Raw genomic sequence first — 21,779 nt, forward strand, 5'->3', positions numbered from 1 at the left:
GGCTTGCGCCAGCGCAAGAAGTCGCGTTCGCCGTGTGGGTATACTCTGCCCATATTCCTGTCGGCGCATCTGTTAACCGCAAACCACACCAAGAGTGAAGAGAGACGTTATGGGTCATTGCACGAGAACCGAATTTGAACCGCTCAATATAGCGGTATTAACCCTTTCCGATAGTCGAGATCTGAGCCAAGATACCTCGGGACAGTTTTTACAAGAGGCTCTGTTAGCGGCCGGACACAAGCTTGCCGAGCGCCGACTGATTAAAGATGACAAGTATCAGATACGTTCGGTATTGTCTCAGTGGATAGCCTCGAGTGATGTGCAGGTGATCATCACCACCGGCGGTACAGGCTTTACCGAGCGGGACAACACACCACAGGCGGTCAAGCCGCTGCTGGATCGCGAGATAGAGGGCTTTGGCGAGTTGTTTCGGCATATCACCTACACGGAGCTGGGCACCTCGACGGTACAGTCCCGCGCCCTGGGCGGCTTCGCCAATAAGACAGCCATCTTCTGTCTGCCGGGCTCTACCGGTGCCTGCAAGACGGGCTGGAACAAGATCTTAAAAGAACAACTGGATGCCACTCACAGACCCTGTAACTTTGTGATGCACGTGAAGAAGGTAGCAATCGATGAGTAGTGAATTTACCCATATTAATGCCGATGGCAATGCCCACATGGTGGATGTCACCGAGAAGGCGGTTACCGAGCGCGAGGCCCGCGCCGAGGCCTTCATCGAGATGGCGCCCGAGACGCTTGAGATGATCATGAGCGGCAGCCATCACAAGGGCGACGTGTTCGCCACGGCTCGCATCGCAGGGATCCAGGCGGCGAAGAAGACCTCAGATCTTATCCCGCTGTGCCATCCCCTGATGCTGACCAAGGTCGAGGTGGATCTTGAGGCGCAGCCGGCACATAACCGGGTACGCATCACCAGTTTGTGTAAGCTGTCCGGCAAGACTGGGGTCGAGATGGAGGCGCTGACCGCGGCCTCGGTGGCGGCACTGACCATCTACGACATGTGCAAGGCGGTGCAGAAAGATATGGTGATCTCTCAGACACGCCTGCTGGAGAAGCGGGGTGGCAAGTCTGGGCACTTTAAGGTTTAAGCGACACGAGTATTTAGGGGAAAGTTTATGATTCATGTGCTGTTTTTCGCCCAGGTGCGCGAACTATTAGGCGAGAGCAAGCTCGAAGTCGAAGCGAGCGAACAGACCACTACCGCCGAAGGCCTGCGTGCACTGCTGGCGGCCAAAGATGACAAGTGGGGCAAGGTATTGGCCTCCGACAAGCTACTGGTAGCGGTCAATCAGACCATCAGCAGCTGGGATACCCAGGTTGAAGATGGCGACGAGGTGGCCTTCTTCCCCCCCGTTACCGGAGGTTAGTATGAGCCAGGCGATTGACCGAGTATTGGTGCAGACGCAAGATTTTAGCGTGCCCGAGGAATATGCCCGTATCGCGTCCGATGACAGCGACGGCGCCGTGGTCACCTTCGTAGGCAAGGTGCGTGATTTCAATGACGGCAGCGCGGTGACCGACCTGACCCTGGAGCACTATCCTGGCATGACAGAGGCGGTGCTCAACCAGATCGCTGCCGAAGCCAGAGAGCGCTGGCCATTGACCCATGTGACCATTATTCACCGGGTCGGCACCATGGCTTTGGGCGAGCAGATCGTCTTCATCGGTGTCACCAGTGCCCACCGCAAGGCGGCGTTCGCGGCTTGTGAATTCCTGATCGATTTCCTCAAGACCAAGGCGCCATTCTGGAAGCTGGAGGCCGGGGATCAGGGCAAGAACTGGGTCGAGGCTAAAGATGCCGACGAGCAGGCTGCCAAAATGTGGGACAAGCAGTAAGCCGGGGCCAGCACCCTGGTGATGAGGAAGGGTTGAAATGGATTTACTCAGAGGTTTTGTCTTAGGCTGCCTGCTGCTGTTGGGAGTAACCCCAAGCTGGGCCGCCGAGGTGCCGGCCATCGCCGCCGCCTCTAACATCAAGTTTGCCCTGGATAGGATAGCCGCCGATTTTACCCTGGATACGGGCAAGCGGGTGCGCATTTCCTATGGCTCCTCAGGCAACTTCGTGGCGCAGCTGCGCCACGGTGCGCCGTTCGAGCTGTTTCTGTCGGCAGACGACAAATATATCTATCAATTACATAAGCTTGGTGTAACCCAGAGCGATGGCGAGATCTACGCCATCGGCCGCTTAGCACTCGCGGCGCCCAAGCGTTCGCCTTTGACCTTAGATGCCGAGCTGGTCGGCGTTAAGACACTGCTGGAGCAGGGCGGATTAAAGCGTTTTGCCATCGCCAATCCCGATCACGCCCCCTATGGTGAGCGCGCCAGAGAGGCGCTGCAACATCTGGGACTCTGGCAACCTCTGCAGCCCTATCTCATCTATGGCGAGAACGTGTCTCAGGCGGCGCAGTTTGCCCTGAGCGGCTCTACCGATGGCGGTATCGTCGCCCTGTCGTTGGCGATGGCGCCTCAGTTTCGCGCCGCCAGCCACTATGTGGTGCTGCCGAGCGAGTGGCACTCACCCATGAACCAGCGCATGGTGCTCACACCCAAGGCGGGTGAGACCGCCAAGGCCTTCTATGCCTATCTGAGTCAGCCTAAGGCGAGGGCGGTGTTCCTCGAGTTTGGCTTCGGCCTACCTGGCGATGGCAGAGGCAATGAAGTCGCTGATGTTGCTAATAAGCCGGCTGGAGACCACTGATGGATTGGCAGGCGCTGCTGCTTTCGATCAAGTTAAGCTGTGTCACTGTGCTGGTGTTGATCCCTTTTGCCATCTGGGCAGGCCGCTTCCTGGCCTATCGTCAGTTTAGGGGCAAGTCCTGGCTGGAGGCGCTGATCATGGTGCCCCTTGTGCTGCCCCCGACCGTGATCGGCTACTACCTGCTGGTGGGCCTGGGTAGCCAGTCCTGGCTGGGTCAGACGCTCGAAGCCCTGCTGGGGCAACAGCTGGTGTTCCACTTCTCGGGGCTGGTGGTGGCCTCAGTGCTGGTCAATATTCCCTTTGCCATACAGCCGATTCAGCGCGCCTTCGAGGCGGTGCCCGAAGAGGTGCGCGACGCAGGCGCCTGCTGCGGCATGAGTCCGGCCAAGGTGTTGTTTAAGATAGAGTTGCCTCTGGTGTGGCCGGGCGTATTGACCGCGCTGGTGCTCTGTTTCTCCCATGTGCTGGGTGAGTTTGGTGTGGTGCTAATGATGGGTGGCAATATCGCCGGCGAGACCAAGACCATCGCCATATCCATCTATGACAGCGTGCAGGCGTTCGATTTCGCCGCCGCGGGGCAGATGTCTCTGCTGCTCCTGCTGTTTGCCATCACAGCGCTGGCGCTCACCACCAGCCTGTCCCGTCGATTAGGAGGCGTGAGTGTCTCAAGACGTCGCTGATCTCAGTTGTAAGATCTATCAGCAAGAGGGCATCGCCCTGGATGCCGAGTTTGTCTGCCGCGCCGGCGAGGTATTGGCCGTGGTCGGCCCCTCGGGGGGCGGTAAGTCGACCCTGATGCGAATGATCGCCGGCTTGACCAAGCCAGAGTCGGGTGAGATTCGCTATGGCGACAGCGTCTGGTTTAGCAGCGAGAGTGGGCGCTACCTGACGCCTCAGCAGCGTCATCTCGGCTATGTGCCGCAACACTTTGGCCTATTTCCCAACATGACGGCGCTGGCCAACGTGGTGGCGGCGCTGGATCATATCCCCAAGGCGGAGCGGGTCGCGCGGGCCAAAGACTGGCTCGAGCGGGTAAATCTTCACGGCTTGCCGGATAGGCTGCCGGCCAACCTGTCCGGTGGTCAGCGCCAGCGGGTGGCCCTGGCCAGGGCCCTGGCCCGTGAGCCCAGAGTCTTGCTGCTGGACGAGCCCTTCTCCGCCGTCGACAGGGAGACCCGCGAGCGTCTCTATCTCGAGCTGGCCAGGCTCAAGGAGCAGCTGGCGATCCCTGTGATCATGGTGACTCACGATCTCAACGAGGCGTTGCTGCTGGCGGATCGCATGATCCTTATCAGCCAGGGCACCCTGCTGCAGCAAGGCAGTCCGCGGGAGGTGTTGAGCCGTCCGCGCAACGAGGCGGTCGCCAAACAGATGGGACTAAGAAACCTGTTCGACGCCCATGTGGTGGCGCAGGAAGCGGAGCGACAGATTACCTGGCTCAGGTTTGGTGAGCACCTGATTGCCGGTAATTACCGTGAAGAGTTAGATATAGGCGCCAAGGTGCGCTGGGTGATCCCTAATCAGGGGGTGAGGTTTAACTCCATCACCAAGGGGCGTCTGTGCCGCAGCTTCAACAAGCTCAGTATCACCATAGAGTCCTGCTTGAGTATGGGTGAGACCATGCGCATCCTCGCTAGCATCAAGGGGGTGAAGCATCATCTCAATGCCGAGGTGCCGCTGCATTTCGCCCAGAAGATGGGCCTGTCGCCCGGCGTCGAGACAGAGGTGGCCCTCAAGTCTGAGTTGATCCATATCCTGGAAAATGACTAAGCTGTTGCGCCGCTGAATAGAATATGATCAATCCTTAATACGGCTTCCATCTCCCCGATATTTGCCGTCATTTATCCTTGGGTATTAAGACTCGAGGAGACACACGATGCAGAAGAAACTCACAGGCACCCTAATCCTTTCTTGCGTACTCACCCTGCCGGCCTTCGCCGCCTACAACGGCCCCAAGGCGGGCGGCGTGATCCAGCAGGCTAGCGACGCCCACACGGCCAAAGATGACACACCAGTGGAGCTGACAGGCAAGCTGATCAAGAGCCTGGGGGATGAAAAGTACCTGTTTCGCGACAGCAGCGGCGAAGTCGAGGTGGAGATAGACAACGCCCTGTGGCGCGACATAGAGGTCTCCAGCGATACAACTGTCACCCTGAGGGGTGAGGTGGACGACGAATGGCGCGGTATCGAGATAGAGATCGACAGCATAGAGTTGGTGGATCAGGCGCATTAGGCCGAGACCAACTCGCTGGCGTGGGTGAAATGGGCCAAATGAGTTTAAACTAAATTTAATCTTGAAAGCCCTAAGCCCCTCGTCTATCCCATTGGTACTGGGATTTTTTGCGTGTAAGATACCGATATTGAAGAATTTAATGGAGGAGCTATGGCTCGTTGGTTTATCAGTTTAATGCTGTTGTCTGGACTGGCGGGGGCGAATGCGGCCCAGGCCAATCCGGCAGTGCTTGAGTTGCTATCGGATAGCCAAAGCCTGACTCCACAGAAGATGATCCAGCAGGCGGAGAAGACCTACTCTGGGGTGATATCCGAGTTTCAGATCGATGTGGAAAATGGTCAGTTGATCTATGAGATCAGCATGATCAACACCAAGGACGACACCATAAGCGAATTTGAGTTCTGGGCGAAAGATGGCCGACTCATTCGCCAGAAGGTGGAGGCCCTAGAAGCCGACGATAAGGATGAGCTCAAGGCGGTGCGCCTGCTCAAAGAGATGGAGCAGAGCTTCTCGCAACTGCTTAAGCTGGCCATGGGTGACAGCAACGCCCATATTCTCGAGGCGCAGCTGGATCACGACCTGGGCATCAGCTACTTGGAACTCAAGCTTATCGATGCCAACGGCAAACATAAGATAGCCTTCGATATCGAAAATCAGCGGCCTTTGCCCCTGTTGAAGTGGGATTAACAGATGAAAATATTACTGGTAGAAGATGATGCGACCACCACAGAGTATGTGGTCAAGGGATTTGCCGAACAGGGGCACAATATCGAAACCGCTAGCGATGGCCATCAGGGCCTGTTGCTGGCCACCAGTATGCAGTATGACCTGGTGATATTGGATCGCATGCTACCGCAGCTCGACGGCCTCAAGCTATTGGCGGCGCTGCGCGCGACCAGCAACCAGACACCGGTACTCATCCTGTCGGCGCTGAGCCATGTGGATGAGCGCGTTAAGGGCCTCAGGGCCGGTGGCGACGACTACATGACCAAGCCTTTTGCCTTCTCCGAACTCCTGGTGCGCGCCGAGAAGCTGATGCAGCGTGGGAACTCCGCGCCGGCGCAGACAGAGCTTAAGGTGGGCGAGCTGGTGATGGAGCTGTTGACCCGCAAGGTAACCCTGGCGGGCAGCGAGATCTTACTGCAACCCAAAGAGTTTCAACTGCTCAAGTACTTGATGGAACACCCGAATCAGGTGATCAGCCGCACCCTCTTGTTCGAGGCGGTGTGGGATTACCATTTCGATCCTCGCACCAATGTGATCGACGTGCATATCGCCAAGCTGAGACGTAAGTTTGAAGAGCTGGGCTTTGGCGAGCTGATCGAAACGGTTCGAGGGGCTGGCTATCGCCTCCGTCAAGGGCATTAGACCCTATCAGAGTAGTGCCTGGCGCATTACCATCATCTTCTCTGCCCTGGTGACCCTGATTATCGGCACCCTGTTGTTTGGCATGTATCGCCAATTGATAAACGAGCAGGAGCTGCAGACCAATCAGCACCTGGCAGCAGAAAAACTGCGTTATCAGCAGATGGCGCTCACCCTGGACAGACGCAGCTTTGCCACCCAGATCCGCACCGCAGATCCCAAGACGGCCCTGGTGGTGTGGCGCAGCTCGCTGGATCTGGTGGGGGCGCTGAGCCTGATGCCAGATGACATGCCGCTGCTGCCTGAGACGCGTGACTTTCCCATTCTCACCAGCGGGCCGGACAAGCTGCATATTCTTACCGGTGGCCTGGTGATCACCCGTTATGGCCCTGTGCTTATCGCCACCCGCACCGATCAGCTCGCCACCCTTATCGAGCGTTTCGTCAACGCGGCCATCACGGCGCTGATGTTGACTATTGTGCTGACCCTGGCCCTGGGCTATTTGTTTTCCAAGGCGATTCTGCGCCGCTTGGTGCAGTACAACCGCCTGAGTCGCCGCATCGAGCGGGGCGAGTATTCCACCCGTCTGCCAATCAGCTGGCGCCAGGATGAGTTTGACATGCTGGCGGGTAACTTTAACCAGGTGCTGGATACCCTGGAGGCTAACCTGCACGCGGTGCGTGGCGCCACCGACAATATCGCCCACGATCTCAGAACTCCGCTGTCTCATCTGAGGATAGGCCTGGAGCAGTTACCGCAGCGGCCCGCCGAGGAACTGGATGAGGCCAGCGCCATCCTGATCGAGGAGCTGGATCACTGCCTGGCGACCTTCGATGCCATGCTCTCCCTCACCCGTATCGAGGAGGGGCAGCAGGATCTCGAGCTACAACCCTTGAGCCTTAACGACCTGTGTCAGGATTTGTTTGAGATGGCCGAGGCGATGGCCGAGTCCAATCGCCAGACCCTGAGCCTGTCGCTGGATCAAGACTATAGCGTGATGGGGGATAAATACCTGCTGTTCCAGGCGCTGTTTAACCTGGTGGACAACGCCATCAAGTATTCCGGCGAGGGCGCCAAGATTGAGATAATCCAGCAAGGCAATGAAATACTGATCCGCGATAATGGGCCGGGTATCCCGGATGACGCCACCGAGAAGGTGTTCGATCGTCTGGTGCGTCTGGACCCGAGCCGTCACAACAAGGGTACGGGATTGGGGCTTTCGCTGGTCAAGGCTATCCTGCAACGTCATAATGCCCGCATCGAGCTCTCCGATAACCAGCCTGGGCTGCAGGTGAGCATACGTTTTTCATAGGGCCGACATTTCATGTACAAGATCATTGCCGACGAGACCGACTTTCTGGTGATCGACAAGGCACCCGGGGTTCACTTTCACAGCCAAGACGGCAGTGCCGGCGTGATGGCGCAGCTGGAGCGGGATCTCGATATCAAGCTCTATTCTGTGCATCGCCTGGATACCATGACATCTGGCCTGTTGCTGTTTGCCAAGTCGAGCGAGGCGGCGGCAGCTTTTACCCAGCGCTTTAGCGAGCACAAGGTGCAGAAGTACTATCTGGCGCTGGCCAAGGGCAAGCCGAAGAAGAAGCAGGGCAGCATAGTGGGCGACATGGCCAAGTCTCGTCGCAGCATGTATAAGCTGCTGCGCAGCAAGGAGAACCCGGCGATCACTCAGTTTTTCTCGCAATCCGTGGCCGAGGGTCTGCGTCTCTATCTGCTCAAGCCGCTCAGTGGTAAGACACATCAGCTTAGGGTGGCGCTGGCCAGCCTTGGGGTGCCGATCCTCGGCGATAGCCTCTATGGTGGTGAGGAGGCCGATCGTGGCTACCTGCACGCCTTCGCCCTAGGGTTCGAATGGCAGGGGCAGGCTTATGCCTATCAGCGCGCGCCTGAGCAGGGCGAGGCATTTGGCCTGGATGGGGTAAAAAACCAGTTGCAAACATGGGGTAAGCCTGAGAAGTTAGATTGGCCAAAACGAAATTGAGTCAATTAAGGAAGCCTGTCTATGGATACCAATAAACTGCTGCTCGTCATCATCGCTATTCTGCTGCCACCGGTTGCCGTCTTCTTGAAGAGTGGTGTCGGTAAGGATCTGCTGATCAACATCATTCTCTGCCTGCTGTTCTTCATTCCAGGCCTGTTACACGCCCTGTGGGTGGTGACCAAATCTTAAGTCTTGTTCGAGACTAAATATTGCTCGAGATTCAGTCTTGTTCGATATCTAGCAATAGAGCGCGGCATAGGCTGCGCTTTTTTATGGCAGATTGTTACCCCTGGCCTGAACAGTGAGTTCAAGCCACCTCCCTTTTTCTCCGTATCTCGACTTGCCAGACTCGCTGGGTCTAATTCAAACCAGTAAAGGAGAGAAGATGAATAAGATCTGGAGTCCGGATACCCTGGCGGTCCCTGCGGCCAACTATCATCAATGTGCGCTAATCCCTGCGCCCTCGCGTTGGCTGAATATTGCCGGACAGCTGGGCATAGACAGGCAGGGCAAGCTTGCGCCCCATGCAGAGGGGCAGATAGTGCAGGCGTGGGAGAACTTACGCGCCGTGTTACGGGCCAACGAGATGGACCTGAAAGACTTGGTGTCGGTGCGTATCTACCTTGTCGACAGAGATGATCTGCCAGCCTACCAAGCCGCCAAGGCGCGTCTGGGGTTCGATGTGGGCGGATTGCCAACCACCTTGCTCTTCGTCCAGGGGCTGTTTGACCCACACTGGCGGGTAGAGATCGAGGCGCAGGCGGCTAAGGCTTTCGAGGGGGATTAGGCCGCTGGCGCCCAATTTAAGCCGAACTGACTTGCATTAAATTTGTACTGTTAACTTTCTGATAACCCAACGGGGCGGCGTTTTAGGCTATAATCGCCGCCATGAACAGAAAGAAGAAAATCAATCAAACACTTAAGGCCAAGGCGAAGAAGGCGAACGCTAAACTTCATCGCACAGGTAAGCCTAAGTATATCGCCAAGGCCGAACGCGAACGACTCGCCGAGGCGGCCGAACCACCCGCTGAACTCGTCTCTTAGGTTAGAGACCTTCCTCAATTTATTTTCATTCGTCCCGTTGGGGCGCTTTACTGCCGACATCTTCCTATCTTGACTCTCCTGACGAGATACACATTGGAGTTGTGCCCGGCGTGAGCGACCCAAGACTGGGCAATGCTTGGGCGGCTTGATGTAGCGCGTCCGCTGACAAGGCTAGATAGGCCGATATGGCTATCGCCTAAATAAGGAGAACCATGAATACTGTTTATACCGTTGGAGAGCTGGAGTCGTTTCTGGTGGCGATTTTAGTGCTCTTTATTGGCCATTCGGTTAATCGTCACGTGGCAGCGTTTCGTAAATATAATATTCCCGAACCCATAGTGGGTGGCCTGCTGGTGGCGGCTGTGATCACCGCGCTGCATTCCTACAACATTTCGTTGGAGTTTTCTCTGTCGATGCAGAATACCCTGATGCTGATGTTCTTCAGTAGCGTGGGGCTGGCGGCCAGTTACAAATTATTGATGAAGGGTGGCACCAAGGTGTTCCTGTTTCTGGCTATCGCCTCGCTCTACATCATTATTCAGAATGCCGTGGGGGTCAGTATCGCCACCGCCCTGGGGCTGGAACCGCTGATGGGACTGATCGCCGGTTCGATCACCCTGTCGGGAGGCCACGGCACAGGTGCGGCCTGGGCGCAGACCTTCTCCGATCAGTATGGTATCAACACCCTGGAGCTGGCGATGGCGGCGGCAACCTTCGGCCTAGTGATGGGCGGTATCATAGGTGGTCCAGTGGCGCAGCGCCTGATCAACAAGAATGGTCTCATCTCCGCTTACGGTGTCGGTGGCAATCACCACAAGGACCATCCGGATCTGGTGACCTATGACCAGCTCGAAGAAGACAGGGTGACGGCCAAGAGTATCCTTGAGGTGCTCTTTATTCTCTTGTTGTGTGTGGCCGGTGCCAAGTGGTTTGGCTCCCTGGTGGGCTATCTGGATATCGGCTGGTTGAAGATGCCTGAGTTCGTCTATGCGCTCTTCTTCGGTGTGGTGATCACCAACATCACAGAGGTGTCGCGTGGTTTTAAGATCAACCGCGAGAGTGTCGACGTCTTGGGGACGGTTTCCCTGGCGCTCTTCCTGGCCATGGCGCTGATGAATCTTAAGCTGTGGGAGATCTTCGATTTGGCGGTGCCGCTGCTCATTATCTTGTTGGTGCAGACCGCCGTGCTGGCACTGTTTGCCTATTGGATCACCTTCAAGCTGATGGGCGCCAACTATGACGCCGCCGTCATGGCCGGTGGTCACTGTGGATTTGGCTTGGGTGCCACGCCGACGGCTGTGATGAACATGGGGGCCCTGGTGTCACGCACGGGCCCATCGCCTCAGGCCTTCATGGTGGTGCCCATCGTCGGTGCCTTCTTCATCGACATAGTTAACGCCATCATATTGCAGGGCTATCTCAGCTTTATCGGCTAGCCTTACTCGCTTAGTATTAAAAAAGCACCCTAGGGTGCTTTTTTGCTATTGGCCCTCAGCCTGAGGATGATCCCGGCGATATAGGGTCCAATGTTCTATCTGCTCGCCACTGGGCAGGGTGCAGATGCCGCTCTCGAGGTCGAGCGTGCCGTTTAAGGATTCGCAGTAGAGGGCGGCTGGGTTCGCCATAGACAGTGGTTTGGACTCTGCGGCGTCTTGCTCCTTGTCCACCTGCGTCTGACAAGCCGCTAAGCCAAGGGTGAAAAGCAGCGCCGCTATGGTGTGGGATATCTTCATGTCATTTTCCTATTCTCTGATTAGCGATTAACCCTTTATAACGTTGCCGCGTCGAAAAAGGGTTAAGCGCGAAGATCAATGTAGAGCCGGAATAAAGTAGAGGCTGTTGGCATACACCTTCTGCGAGCCAAGCCAGATATTTCTAAATAAGAGATTGTCCGCCAGGGCCACCAGGGCGCCCTTGCCGTGTCGCTCCACGAGAATGGCGGGGGTCTGACTCAGGCTGCGCTGATACTCCTCTGCCAGGAAGCCGTCCAGCAGGGGCTCATCGGCGTAGGTGGCGGCGGTGACGAAAGGCGGCTGGTTCTTGCTCAGGCCAAACGCCTTGTTCTTCAGCACTGGCAGGCGATTGCCACCCAAGCCGAAGGTGATCGGGTGACTGGTGTCCAGATTCAGTGCCAGTACGGCGCCGCCGATCGCCTGGCGTGCATCCAGCTTGCCCTTGTCGCCGAAGGCGAGGCCATCGGTGGCGAACAGCTGACTGAAATAACGTTTCTCTCTGATATCGCTCTTGAGCAGGTTGCCCTTGGATAGCCACTGCAGCGCGCCTTTCTGGGCGACGATGACGCCTCCCTCTATGGCGAATTGTCCCAGCTTGCGAGCGTATTTATCTTCCAGGTTGGCGTAGCTTCCGTCCATGAGGAACACATGGGTGTATGGCGTCAGATCTATGCTGGGCAGACGGCTGACATCCACCTGGGTCAGGGGGGCACCGATAAGGTTGTCCATGAAATACCAGAGTTCACCCACTTCGGTCGACGAGGTGCCGTAGCCGGTCACCACTAGCGCCTTGATGGGGGCTATATCGTGAAAATCCGGGCTGCCGAGGTCTATTCCTGAGCTGGCAAGTCCAGTATCCACGCCCACTAGCTGCACCCGATGTTGCTTAGCCAGCGCGGCGAGCCTTTCGAGCAGGGCGTCCGGCGCTAAGGCGGCCTGGGCCACTGGGATCTGTAGGGTGCCGGCCTCCATATTCAGGGGCTGGCCGTCGAGATTAAGGCTGAAGGGCTTGGCGGCAAACTTGACCCGAATGCCCTCGCTAAGCAGGGCCTGCAGCATGGGCGCGGCGTTCTGCTGTCGCCAATCGATCAACACCGCGACGTTATTGCTGCTCAGCATGCCGGGCGTTCTGGCTTGCGGCTCGGTGAGCAGGTCGTCGACATTCAGGTTAACGTTGCGGGCCATCTGCAGGTTATAGGAGAAGGCCAGGTTCCAGCTGGAGACGTCGTAGAAGGTAGCGTCATCGAATTCGGTGCGCAGATCGAACATGGCCAGTAGCAGCGTCTTCTGCGGCTGATTGATGGGCACGAACAGGCTGTCGTCTTGGCCGTACTGATGTCTGCCCTGCTGCATCCTTTCCTTGAGATAGAAGAAGGCGATTCCATGACGGCGCAGCAGGTGGGCGAGATCGTCGCGTCTGCCGGGATCCCCCGGCGCGCCGAGCAGGAAGCCGGCTTCGCGCCCCGATGGTGGGTGTTTGTCTTTGCGCTGATAGAAGCGGCTCTGATACTGCTTCAGCTCATCTGCCAGTGCCAGGGCCCCCTTGAGGCTGGAGAAGGAGGTGGCTATCTGGTTGTCTATGGCCTGGCTGAAACGCAGCAGGCCATTCTTTGAATCCTGCTGCTGTCCGCGCACGCTGGCCTGTTCAAACAGTATGCCTACCGCGCCGTTAATGTCCGGGTAAGTCGAGCCTTTGCCATAGTAGAAATCGTCAAACATCTGCTTGGTAAAATAGCGCTGCTTGCCCTCGTCCAGTGCCTTGGCATGGAAGCTGGCGAATTTTTGGGTGATCGCCTGATTCTCCTTGGGGGTCAGCGGATGGGTGCGTGTCGGTACCCCAGGCTGGAAGAAGAAGGTCTGGTCGTGGCCCATCTCGTGGAAGTCGCCCAGGTAGTGAGGCTGCCACTTGTGGAACAGGGCGATGCGGCCCTGAGACTCGGGGTGGCGCAGGAACAGCCAGTCACGATTAAGGTCGGCAAAATAGTGATTGCGTCTGCCGGCGGGCCAGTTTTGTCTGTGCTCGTTATGATTCTCGTCGCTCACTTTTACCTTACCGGTATAGTTGTTGGTCCAGGTTGAGAAACGATCTAGGCCATCTGGATTCTGAGACGGGGTGATCAACACCACTGCCTTATCCAGTAACTCCAGCACCCAGGGTTCCTGACTCTGGCTGAGGCGATAGCTGACCTCAAGTGCCGCATGGGCGCCGCTGGCTTCGTCACCATGGATCGAATAGGCCAGCCAGATGATCAGCGGGCCATCGGGGGCCTTACCCGCTTTCACTTGCTGACGCCCTTGGATGATCTGTGCCAACTTGGCCTGGTTGGCGGATGAGGTGATCACCGCCGTGAGCTGTTGTCTGGCTTCGTGGCTCTGTCCAGTGGATTCCAGGCTGACTCTGGGACTGTTTTGGGCGAGCTGCTTGAGATAATAGTTGATCTGATCATGGCGCAGATGCCACTGGCCAAGGGGGTAACCGAGGAACTCGCTGGGTGATGCCAGGCTGCTGTTTGTCTGGTAGGCGGACGAGACTGAGATCACGCTTTGAGCATTTGTCGCAAAGCTCGCGAGCAGGGGAACGATAGAAAGCAGCAAAAGGCAGAGTTGCAGCATGGTAATGCTCTTTATTATTGTATATAAAGGCTAAATTAACAGTTAGACCTGTCAGTTTCCAGCTTACGGTCTGACTTTAGCCATACTGCCAAGGCAAAAATCTCACGACTATTAGACAAAGGGGCTACAAAGCTGGTGATAGTCGGAGTATCATAGTCTTAATTCTTACTAAAACACTCGGGTTTATCCTGACGGAGCATGTCTTAATGATCACCATTTCCGATGCAGCTCAGGCGCATTTTGTTAAGCTACTCGCTGACCAGCCTGAAGGAACTCATATTCGCGTTTTTGTTATCAGCCCAGGTACCCCTTCGGCTGAGTGTGGCGTGTCTTACTGTCCGCCGGATGCCGTAGAGGCAGACGACATCGAACTCGAATTTAATGGTTTTCATGCCATGGTGGATGAGAAGAGTGCTCCTTTCCTCGAAGAGGCTTCGATCGATTTCGTTACCGATCAACTCGGTTCGCAGCTAACTCTGAAGGCGCCTAATGCCAAGATGCGTAAGGTCGATGCCGATGCGCCGCTGAAAGAGCGTATCGAGTATGTGATCCAGTCTGAAATCAACCCTCAGCTGGCCAGCCACGGCGGTAACATCATGCTGGTGGATATCGACGAAGCCGGTATTGCTATCCTGCAATTTGGCGGTGGCTGTAACGGTTGCTCTATGGTTGACGTGACCCTGAAAGATGGCATCGAGAAGCAGCTATTGGATATGTTCCCTGGCGAGCTGACCGGGGTGCGTGATGTCACCGAACACCAACACGGTGAACATTCTTACCAATAATACCTATCGTAGTAAATAATTGATCATGCTAGCTTGTTAAAACGTCCGATAACGGTGTTAGTATTTTAGATTGTAGAATAACTACTTATCGAAAATACTGCCTTGTTCTCGAATGTTTTTCCTACGCTATTTCTGATCACTTACTTACCGTGATTGGTATAAAGAGTAAGCAAGCAGACAGCGGGATGACTTAGGTCATCCCGTTTTCGTTGGAGTCAACATCTTGCTGAGGCGGTAGTGGTAATCCAGTGCTAGGCTGAGGCTACGGGTGAGCATAAACAGACTCATGGCGGCCCACAGGGCATGGTTGCCATGGTCCTGCAGCAGCGCCCAAGTGGGGAAGAAGACCGCGAAGGTGGCGAGTATCATGGTGTTGCGCATGGCCTTGCCCTGGGCAGCGCCGATATAGACGCCGTCAAACAGGTAGGAGCCGAAGGCGAGTAGCGGCAGGGCAACGACCCAGGCAAGATAGGCCTGAGCCTCCTGGCGCACCTTAGGTATGTTGGTCAGAAGATGGATTATCTGCTCGCCCCACAGGGCAAAAAATAGGGTGAACAGCAGGGCAAAGATGGCCGACCATAGCCCGGCGAGGGTGACGCTTTGGGTTAGGCGCTCATGGCTCTTTTCGCCCACGGCCCGCCCTACCTCGGCCTCACCATAATAGGCTATGCCATCCAAGGCGTAGGAGATGAGCAGCAGGAGGTTGAGCAGCACGGCGTTGGCGGCCACCGTATTGTCGCCCAGGTTGGCTCCCTGAAAGGTCATGAAGGCGAAGGCGAGTTGCAGGCAGAGGCTGCGCACAAAGATATCCAGGTTGAGGCGCACCAATCTCTGATAGCAGTTGAGCGACAGACTGCGGCACAGTGGCATAAAGGCGAAGTCACCTTCCTGTTTGATGGTGCGCAGTACCATGCTGGCAGCCACGGCAAAACCAGTCATGTCGGCCAGTACAGAGGCCAGGGCAGCCCCTTCGACGCCCCAGCCTAGCCCCATCACAAACAGGAGGTCCAGCAGTATGTTGATGATGTTGGCGGCGATGAGCTGCCACATGGCGGCCTTAGGTTGCTGGCGACCCAGTAGCCAACCTAGCAGTGCCAGGTTGACCAGAGCGAATGGGGTAGACCAGATGCGGATGTTGAAATAGGCCTGGCTGTAATACTGTACCTGCTCGCTGGCATCGGAGAGTGCCATGGCCGTGTCTATGATGGGTTGCTGCAGAAGCAGGACTAATAGCGCGAGTAGAAGTGCCAGGCTGGTCGACTGTATCAGCAGACGGTATTGGGTTTGCATCTCTTTGGCGCCGAAGGCCTGCGCTACCAAGCCCGTAGTCGACATGCGCAGGAAGCCCAGAATCCACAAAATCAGGGTGATCACCGTTGACCCGACGGCGACTCCCCCTAAATAATAGGCGTTACTCAGATGTCCCACGACGGCAGTATCGACCAGCCCCAGCAGGGGAACCGTAATGTTAGACAGAATCATGGGGACGGCGAGCGCGAACAGCTGGCTATTTTTCTGTTTATTTAACAATAAGTTTAGTGGCGACATAGACTCTCAGAGGTTACTCAATATGTTTAGAAGCGTGATAGCAGCGCTATTGGCCTGTCTCAGTTATTCGGCTCAGGCGGTGGTGATTCTACAATATCATCATGTATCCGAGGATACCCCTAAGGTGACCAGCGTGACACCCGCTCAGTTCAGAGAGCAGATGAGCTACCTGAGGGAGAATGGCTTCAAGGTCAAGCCCTTGACCCAAGTGGTCGAGGCGCTAAAGCAGGGACGGGAACTGCCCGACAAGACGGTGGCCATCACCTTCGATGATGGCTATCAGAACATTGCCGATACCGCCCATCCTATCTTGAAGGAGTTCGGCTACCCCTACACCATCTTTATCTCCATCGATCCCATAGTGCGCAAGCATAAGAATGTGATGAACTGGGCGACCCTGAAACGCCTCAGCGATGAAGGGGTGACGCTGGCCAATCACAGCTGGGGCCATGAGCATCTGATCCGACGCCTGCACGGTGAGGATGAGCAGGCCTGGTTGGCCCGGATTAAGGACAATCTACTCGCCACCGAGGCAGAGATACAGGCAAAAACCGGCCAGAGTGTGAAAATGTTAGCCTATCCCTATGGCGAATATAATACGGCCATAGAGACCTTAATGGAAAGCTTAGGTTTCGTGGGTTTTGGGCAGGAGTCTGGCGCCGCTGGAGGCTACTCGTCGCTTACCGCCTTACCGCGCTTTCCGGTGGCGGGGGCCTATGCGGATCTTACCTCACTCAAGGCCAAGCTCTATAGCCTGAACATGCCAGTGCTGGCGATCACGCCGCGCAATACGCAGCTAGAGCAGGGACAGTGGCGACCCGAGATGCAGGTGACCCTGGATATGACAGATATCCTTGCCGGGCAGGTGATGTGCTTCGTACAGGGGCAAGGCGCCATGAAGCCGACCTGGTCGAGTGAGGATACCTTTAGTATTCGCGCGCTGATGGATCTACCGCCGGGTCGTTCACGTTATAACTGTACCGCGCCAAGTAAGGTGAGTGGTCGTTACTACTGGTTCTCCCAGGCCTGGGTTAGACCGAAAAATGATGGTACCTGGATACAGGAGTAACGTGTGTTAGGAGATCTCCGCCGTCTTGTTGCTGTTGAGTAGCTGCATCAGCCGGGTGGGGATCTTATCCAGATGTAATATTTCCTTGTGGGCATTGAGCTCGGCAGCTGCGCCCGGCATGCCCCAGACCACAGAGCTGGCCTCATCTTGTATTATGGTGTGACTGCCGGCGGCCTTGAGTCGTTCCAGCCCCTGGGCGCCATCTCTTCCCATGCCAGTCAGCAGTATGCCTATGGTATCGGCGCCATAGCACTCGGCGATACTGTTGAACAACACATCCACGGCGGGTTTATGGCGATTGACCGGATCTGAATCCAGCAGCTTGGTATAGAGCCTGGTGCCACGCTTCTCCACCGCTAGGTGTGCATCCCCAGGCGCCAGATAGGCGGTACCGCTCTCTATAAGCTCTCCCCCTTTGGCCTCGATCACCTTCATCGCCGAGTGGGTATCCAGTCGCTTGGCGAAAGAGAGGCTAAAGGCGGCGGGAATATGCTGGGTAATGACTATGGGAGGCGTATTTGCCGGCAGCGGAGTGATCACCCGTTGGATCGCCTCGGTACCGCCGGTGGAGGCGCCGATGGCGATCAACTTGTCCCCTGTGTTTTCAAACTTACTACTTGTGGTTACCCGGGCCACCGGACGGGTGAGCGGCTTAACATGGCTGACGGCGGCGGTGCGCACCTTGTCGATCAGCTCATCGGTATAATCCAGCAATGTATTGGTGAGGTCCGACTTAGGTTTAGAGATGAAGTCTACCGCCCCTAAGGCCAAGGCCTCCAGGGTGACCTCGGCGCCCTTGTGGGTCAGGGTTGAGACCATGACGACCGGCATAGGCCTGAGTTTCATCAGGTTGCGCAAGAAGGCGATGCCATCCATCTTGGGCATCTCGATATCTAGGGTCAGCACATCTGGGTTGAACTGCTTGATCAGGCTCCTGGCCTCGTAGGGATCTTCGGCAGAGGCGACCACCTTGATATCCGGCGCCTGTGAGAGCATATGGGTAAGCAGCTGCCTGACCAGAGGTGAGTCATCTATGATCAATGCTTTTATCATCTGGCGCCATCCTCTCGTGTCATCTGTCTCATGCTCTAGCACCGAGTCGTTGCCGCACCAGGGCGGCATGTTGAGGTTGATAGATGGTTTGACCGATCAGTTTGAAATCGCTGGAGATATTATGCAGCGTCTCCGAATGGCCGATAAATAGGTGGCCATCTTCGGCGAGCAGTTGTCGAAACTGGCGGATGATCTTCACCTTGGTCTGGATATCGAAGTAGATGAGCACATTGCGACAGAAGATGAGATCGAAGGGGCCGTGCATGGGCCACTCGCCCAGTAGGTTTAACTGTTTAAAGTGGATCAGTCGCTTGAGCGAGTCGCAAAGCCTGACCTCATCGGCATTAGGTCCTGGCTCGACATACTGGTTCAGCAGTGACTTGGGCAGGTTGGCCATAGCCTCCTGGCTGTAGATACCGGCCTTGGCCCTGTCCAGCACGTTGGTGTCGAGATCCGTGGCGAGTATCTTCAGATCCCAGCTGGCCGGTGGAAAGTGTTTCGCCAGAGTCATGGCGATGCTGTAAGCCTCTTCGCCGCTAGAGCAGGCCGATGACCAGATGCGCAGGCGACGGTTGCGTCTCTGTTGCCACTGAGGCACCAAGTGCTGCTCGAGATAGTCGAAGTGGTGCGCCTCGCGAAAGAAGGAGGTGAGGTTAGTGGTTAGGGCGTTGATGAAGTTGATCAGCTCACCGCCATCGTCCTCGAGTCTTTGGCAATACTGATTGAAGTTATTCAACTTGAGCGCACGCAGGCGTCTGCTGAGGCGCGAGTAGACCATGTGCTGCTTCCTGTCTGGCAACACTATGCCCGACTCGCGATAGGCAAGCTGTCGAATAAATTCGAAGTCTTGCTGTGCCATCGGAAATTCCTTTTCGTTGCTCTGTTCCAATTGTTTCCCCTAGCCTGATCTTGGCTCCTGGCGTTCGATTCGACTCAATGGGGGCGCCTTCCCTTGGCGCCCATAGACTTTATACCAATCGTAATCAATAACTGATCGCTTACTTACAATGGTTAGTATTAAAACTCATTCCACTCCTCGTTGCTGATATTCAGGGGGCCATGGCTGTCGCCGGATACCAGCGAGAGCGGCGCCGAGGTCATGCCCGAATGCACCGGGGTCTGGGACTGGAAGAAGCCGAGCTGGGCCTTCATGTTGCGTGCCTGCTCCGCCATGGCATCGCCGGCGGCCGATACCTGTTCGACCAGGGCGGCATTTTGCTGCGTCATCTCATCCATCTGGGAGATCGCCTTGTTGACCTCCTGGATGCCCGCCGATTGTTGATCTGAGGCTATGCTGATCTGGCTTATCATGTCGGCTACCTTAGTGACAGCCTGCACTATATCTTCCAGAGTCTCGCCAGACTGGTTAACCAGCTGGGTGCCGTCGGTTACCTTGGTCACGCTGTCGCGGATCAGCTCCTTGATCTCCTTGGCGGCGCCGGCGCTGCGTTGGGCCAGATTACGCACCTCGCCAGCCACCACGGCAAAGCCGCGACCTTGTTCGCCCGCTCTGGCGGCCTCGACGGCGGCATTGAGGGCCAGCAGATTGGTCTGGAAGGCGATCTCATCGATCACCCCTATGATGTCGGCGATGCGCTTGCTCGATTCGTTGATCGCCTCCATGGCGGTCACGGCCTGGTCGACCACCTTGCCACCATGGGCGGCCTTAGTGTTGGCCTCCTGGGCCAGTTGGTTGGCGACCGTCGCGTTTTGCGCGCTCTGGGTGACCGTCGCCGTCATCTCCTCCATGCTGGAGGCGGTCTCTTCGAGGGAGGCGGCCTGCTCCTCGGTACGCTGACTCAAATCGGCATTACCTTGGGCTATCTCTTCCGCCCCCGAGGTGACGGTATTGGCAGACTGGTTGATGCCGTCAAGCACCTCGGTCAACTTGGAGGCGGTGGCATTGGCATCGGCCTGTAGCTTACCAAACTGGCCTTGATATTCGCCCTGGATCTGACGATTGAGATCCCCCTTGGCTAGGCCATCAAACATGTTCACCACATCGCCGATCACCTGATCGGCGATACCGACCAGACGGTTGAGACCGTTAGAGAGGTTGAGGAAGAAGCCTTCTTTATCCTGGGTGCCGACCCTCAGGGAGAGATCGCCCTTGCTGGCGGCGCTGATGATGGAGTCTATCTCATGCTCTATGGCTACCTCGGCGGTTCTGTCGGACCACTCCACAACCGTGCCTATGCTGGTGCCGTTAGGGTCGCGGATGGGATTGGCAACCACCTGGAAGGTGCGTCCGCCCACCTTGAGTTGGCTGGTATAGGTGTTGGTCAGCGTCTTGAGCAGGTTGCGCTGGTGGCTGGGATTCTTGTGGAAGTTGTCTATGTTGACGCCGATGAGGTTGCTGGCATCGAAGTTCGGCAGATCCTTGGCGATATCGTTCTGCGCCTGCTTGAACATCTGGCTGACGGCTTTGTTCATGTAGATGATATTCAGATCGGCGTCGGCCACCATGGTATTGGAGGAGACATTGTCCAGCGCCTGCTTGATGCGGGCGTTTTCGGCGGCCAGCTGACGCTCTGTAGCCTCCTTGGCCAGCTTCTCGGTCACATCCTGCCATTCGACCACAGTCCCCGTGCGCACGCCATTCTCAAATACCGGGGTGGCGATCAGGGTGAAGTCCAGCCCCGCGACCTGGATGCTGGTGTCATAGCTGCCGGTGAGCCTGTCGAGCATCTTACGTTGATGGGCAGGGTTCTGGTGGAAGAGATCGATATTGCTGCCGATCAGGCTATCTGTGTTGAACTTGGTCAGCGTCTGTTGCAGTGTCTGCTCATTGTCCTTAAGCATCTGGGTAACAGAGTCGTTGAGGTAGATGATGTTGTAATCGGCATCCGCCACCATGACGTTGGCACGGCAGACATCTAATGCCTGCTTGATGCGGCTGTTCTCCTGAGCCAGCTTGTTCTCTGCGTCGGCCTTGGCCAGGGCTTCCGTCTTATCCTGCCATTCGACCACGGTTGCGATGCGCTGATGCTCATCGTCAAACACGGGGGAGGCGATCAGCGAGAAGATGCGACTGCCTACTTTGATCTGAGCGGAATGAGGTCGCTTCAGGCTGGCTATGATGTTCTGCTGATGGCTGGGTTGCTGGTGGAAGGTGTCCATGTTGGTGCCAATCAGCGTATCGACGCTGAAGCTGGTAATGACCTGCTGTATGTCTGATTCGGCCTGCTCCAGGGTGTGGCGTAGCGACTGGTTAAGGAAGTTAATATTGCCTTGTGGGTCGGCTAACATCACGTTGGCCTGACAGATCTCCAACGCCCTCAGCTGCGCCTGGCTGGCTTGATTGGCGTGCCATTGCTGGGTCAGGCTGTGGCTGATCTCTGGCCAATGAGGATAGTCGAAGGTGGAAAAGCTGGGGGGATTCTTGCCATTGATCGCCTGGCGGATCTCGTCGAAGGCCTGTCGCAGATTGTGTTGCACCTGTCCCTGCTGTTGAATACCCAGGGCGATGATGGCGATGGCAATCACCTGAGCTATGCCAACCCAGAGCGAGGGCTGCTGGGTGAAGGCCAATAGGGCTGCGACGGCGGCGATAAGCAGTCCAATGATTGGCAGATTGTTTGCGTTGCCAGTCTTGCTGTTCATTGCATCCATTCTCTG

The 21,779-nt window shown here is 56.4% G+C and carries 24 protein-coding genes; 18 read left to right on the plus strand and 6 right to left on the minus strand.

The features are described from left to right. Positions 1-109 precede the first annotated feature (109 nt). From moaB to gltS, 16 genes are all read left to right on the plus strand, one after another. Entirely contained in the window at positions 110-640 is a 531-nt protein-coding gene (moaB, locus tag L1D43_RS18440) for a molybdenum cofactor biosynthesis protein B (protein ID WP_041509674.1), read from the plus strand. Beyond that, complete coding sequence (gene moaC / locus L1D43_RS18445) at positions 633-1,109, plus strand: cyclic pyranopterin monophosphate synthase MoaC (protein WP_041509675.1); 477 nt, start codon at positions 633-635, stop codon at positions 1,107-1,109. Before moaB ends, moaC begins: the two co-directional genes overlap by 8 nt. 27 nt (positions 1,110-1,136) lie before the next feature. After that, a complete protein-coding gene (moaD, locus tag L1D43_RS18450) occupies positions 1,137-1,388 on the plus strand; it encodes a molybdopterin synthase sulfur carrier subunit (protein ID WP_239853910.1) in 252 nt (83 codons plus the stop codon). 1 nt (position 1,389) lies between these two features. Further along, a complete protein-coding gene (gene moaE, locus L1D43_RS18455; protein WP_041509677.1) occupies positions 1,390-1,857 on the plus strand; it encodes a molybdopterin synthase catalytic subunit MoaE in 468 nt (155 codons plus the stop codon). Between the two features lie 37 nt (positions 1,858-1,894). Further along, positions 1,895-2,719 carry a molybdate ABC transporter substrate-binding protein gene (gene modA, locus L1D43_RS18460; RefSeq protein WP_239853911.1) on the plus strand — a complete coding sequence of 275 codons (825 nt, stop codon included), beginning with the start codon at positions 1,895-1,897 and terminating at the stop codon, positions 2,717-2,719. After that, on the plus strand, positions 2,719-3,399 hold the full coding sequence (gene modB, locus L1D43_RS18465) for a molybdate ABC transporter permease subunit (protein ID WP_041509679.1): 681 nt from the start codon (positions 2,719-2,721) through the stop codon (positions 3,397-3,399). Before modA ends, modB begins: the two co-directional genes overlap by 1 nt. Continuing rightward, positions 3,380-4,489, plus strand: a complete 1,110-nt coding sequence (locus L1D43_RS18470) for an ABC transporter ATP-binding protein (RefSeq protein ID WP_239853912.1) — start codon at positions 3,380-3,382, stop codon at positions 4,487-4,489. The genes modB and L1D43_RS18470 overlap by 20 nt, the downstream gene beginning before the upstream one ends. Before the next feature lie 106 nt (positions 4,490-4,595). Next, entirely contained in the window at positions 4,596-4,952 is a 357-nt protein-coding gene (locus tag L1D43_RS18475; protein ID WP_041406247.1) for a NirD/YgiW/YdeI family stress tolerance protein, read from the plus strand. Positions 4,953-5,102: 150 nt separating this feature from the next. Then, the gene (locus L1D43_RS18480) at positions 5,103-5,639 is read left to right on the plus strand and encodes a PepSY domain-containing protein (protein ID WP_239853913.1); all 537 of its coding nucleotides are present in this window, start codon (positions 5,103-5,105) and stop codon (positions 5,637-5,639) included. Between the two features lie 3 nt (positions 5,640-5,642). After that, positions 5,643-6,320 (plus strand): response regulator transcription factor, encoded by a 678-nt coding sequence (locus L1D43_RS18485; protein WP_239853914.1) that lies wholly within the window; start codon positions 5,643-5,645, stop codon positions 6,318-6,320. A gap of 49 nt (positions 6,321-6,369) precedes the next feature. After that, positions 6,370-7,629, plus strand: coding sequence for a HAMP domain-containing sensor histidine kinase (locus L1D43_RS18490; RefSeq protein ID WP_239853915.1), 1,260 nt, complete (start codon positions 6,370-6,372; stop codon positions 7,627-7,629). A 12-nt stretch (positions 7,630-7,641) separates the two neighbouring features. After that, positions 7,642-8,316: a TIGR01621 family pseudouridine synthase gene (locus L1D43_RS18495; RefSeq protein WP_239853916.1), complete on the plus strand. Its 675-nt coding sequence runs from the start codon at positions 7,642-7,644 to the stop codon at positions 8,314-8,316. A 21-nt stretch (positions 8,317-8,337) separates the two neighbouring features. Next, on the plus strand, positions 8,338-8,505 hold the full coding sequence (locus L1D43_RS18500) for a YqaE/Pmp3 family membrane protein (protein ID WP_011863909.1): 168 nt from the start codon (positions 8,338-8,340) through the stop codon (positions 8,503-8,505). A gap of 196 nt (positions 8,506-8,701) precedes the next feature. Next, positions 8,702-9,103 carry a RidA family protein gene (locus L1D43_RS18505; RefSeq protein ID WP_239853917.1) on the plus strand — a complete coding sequence of 134 codons (402 nt, stop codon included), beginning with the start codon at positions 8,702-8,704 and terminating at the stop codon, positions 9,101-9,103. Between the two features lie 101 nt (positions 9,104-9,204). Then, positions 9,205-9,360 carry a DUF2986 domain-containing protein gene (locus tag L1D43_RS18510; protein ID WP_239853918.1) on the plus strand — a complete coding sequence of 52 codons (156 nt, stop codon included), beginning with the start codon at positions 9,205-9,207 and terminating at the stop codon, positions 9,358-9,360. 212 nt (positions 9,361-9,572) lie between these two features. Next, positions 9,573-10,796, plus strand: coding sequence for a sodium/glutamate symporter (gene gltS, locus L1D43_RS18515; RefSeq protein ID WP_239853919.1), 1,224 nt, complete (start codon positions 9,573-9,575; stop codon positions 10,794-10,796). Between the two features lie 45 nt (positions 10,797-10,841). Here gltS and L1D43_RS18520 read toward each other — a convergent pair whose 3' ends face one another. Together L1D43_RS18520 and L1D43_RS18525 are read right to left on the minus strand one after the other, a co-directional pair. Then, positions 10,842-11,093 carry a DUF333 domain-containing protein gene (locus L1D43_RS18520; RefSeq protein ID WP_239853921.1) on the minus strand — a complete coding sequence of 84 codons (252 nt, stop codon included), beginning with the start codon at positions 11,091-11,093 and terminating at the stop codon, positions 10,842-10,844. A 75-nt stretch (positions 11,094-11,168) separates the two neighbouring features. After that, complete coding sequence (locus L1D43_RS18525; protein WP_239853923.1) at positions 11,169-13,706, minus strand: M14 family zinc carboxypeptidase; 2,538 nt, start codon at positions 13,704-13,706, stop codon at positions 11,169-11,171. Positions 13,707-13,912: 206 nt separating this feature from the next. Here L1D43_RS18525 and nfuA point away from each other — a divergent pair, with 206 nt between their 5' ends. Continuing rightward, positions 13,913-14,491: a Fe-S biogenesis protein NfuA gene (gene nfuA, locus L1D43_RS18530; protein ID WP_144202418.1), complete on the plus strand. Its 579-nt coding sequence runs from the start codon at positions 13,913-13,915 to the stop codon at positions 14,489-14,491. A 195-nt stretch (positions 14,492-14,686) separates the two neighbouring features. On the opposite strand, the gene L1D43_RS18535 is transcribed toward nfuA, so the two are convergent. Continuing rightward, positions 14,687-16,039 (minus strand): MATE family efflux transporter, encoded by a 1,353-nt coding sequence (locus L1D43_RS18535; RefSeq protein ID WP_239853925.1) that lies wholly within the window; start codon positions 16,037-16,039, stop codon positions 14,687-14,689. A gap of 22 nt (positions 16,040-16,061) precedes the next feature. Between L1D43_RS18535 and L1D43_RS18540 the strand changes: the two genes are divergently transcribed. Beyond that, positions 16,062-17,108 carry a polysaccharide deacetylase family protein gene (locus L1D43_RS18540; RefSeq protein WP_239853926.1) on the plus strand — a complete coding sequence of 349 codons (1,047 nt, stop codon included), beginning with the start codon at positions 16,062-16,064 and terminating at the stop codon, positions 17,106-17,108. 6 nt (positions 17,109-17,114) lie between these two features. On the opposite strand, the gene L1D43_RS18545 is transcribed toward L1D43_RS18540, so the two are convergent. The 3 genes from L1D43_RS18545 to L1D43_RS18555 all read right to left on the minus strand — a co-directional run bounded on the left by L1D43_RS18545 (position 17,115) and on the right by L1D43_RS18555 (position 21,773). Next, the gene (locus L1D43_RS18545; protein WP_239853927.1) at positions 17,115-18,161 is read right to left on the minus strand and encodes a chemotaxis response regulator protein-glutamate methylesterase; all 1,047 of its coding nucleotides are present in this window, start codon (positions 18,159-18,161) and stop codon (positions 17,115-17,117) included. 28 nt (positions 18,162-18,189) lie between these two features. Next, on the minus strand, positions 18,190-19,020 hold the full coding sequence (locus L1D43_RS18550; protein WP_239853928.1) for a protein-glutamate O-methyltransferase CheR: 831 nt from the start codon (positions 19,018-19,020) through the stop codon (positions 18,190-18,192). A gap of 158 nt (positions 19,021-19,178) precedes the next feature. Beyond that, the gene (locus L1D43_RS18555) at positions 19,179-21,773 is read right to left on the minus strand and encodes a methyl-accepting chemotaxis protein (RefSeq protein WP_239853929.1); all 2,595 of its coding nucleotides are present in this window, start codon (positions 21,771-21,773) and stop codon (positions 19,179-19,181) included. Positions 21,774-21,779: the final 6 nt, after the last annotated feature.

The sequence above is a fragment of the Shewanella sp. Isolate8 genome, assembly GCF_022398495.1.
Lineage (GTDB): Bacteria > Pseudomonadota > Gammaproteobacteria > Enterobacterales > Shewanellaceae > Shewanella > Shewanella aquimarina.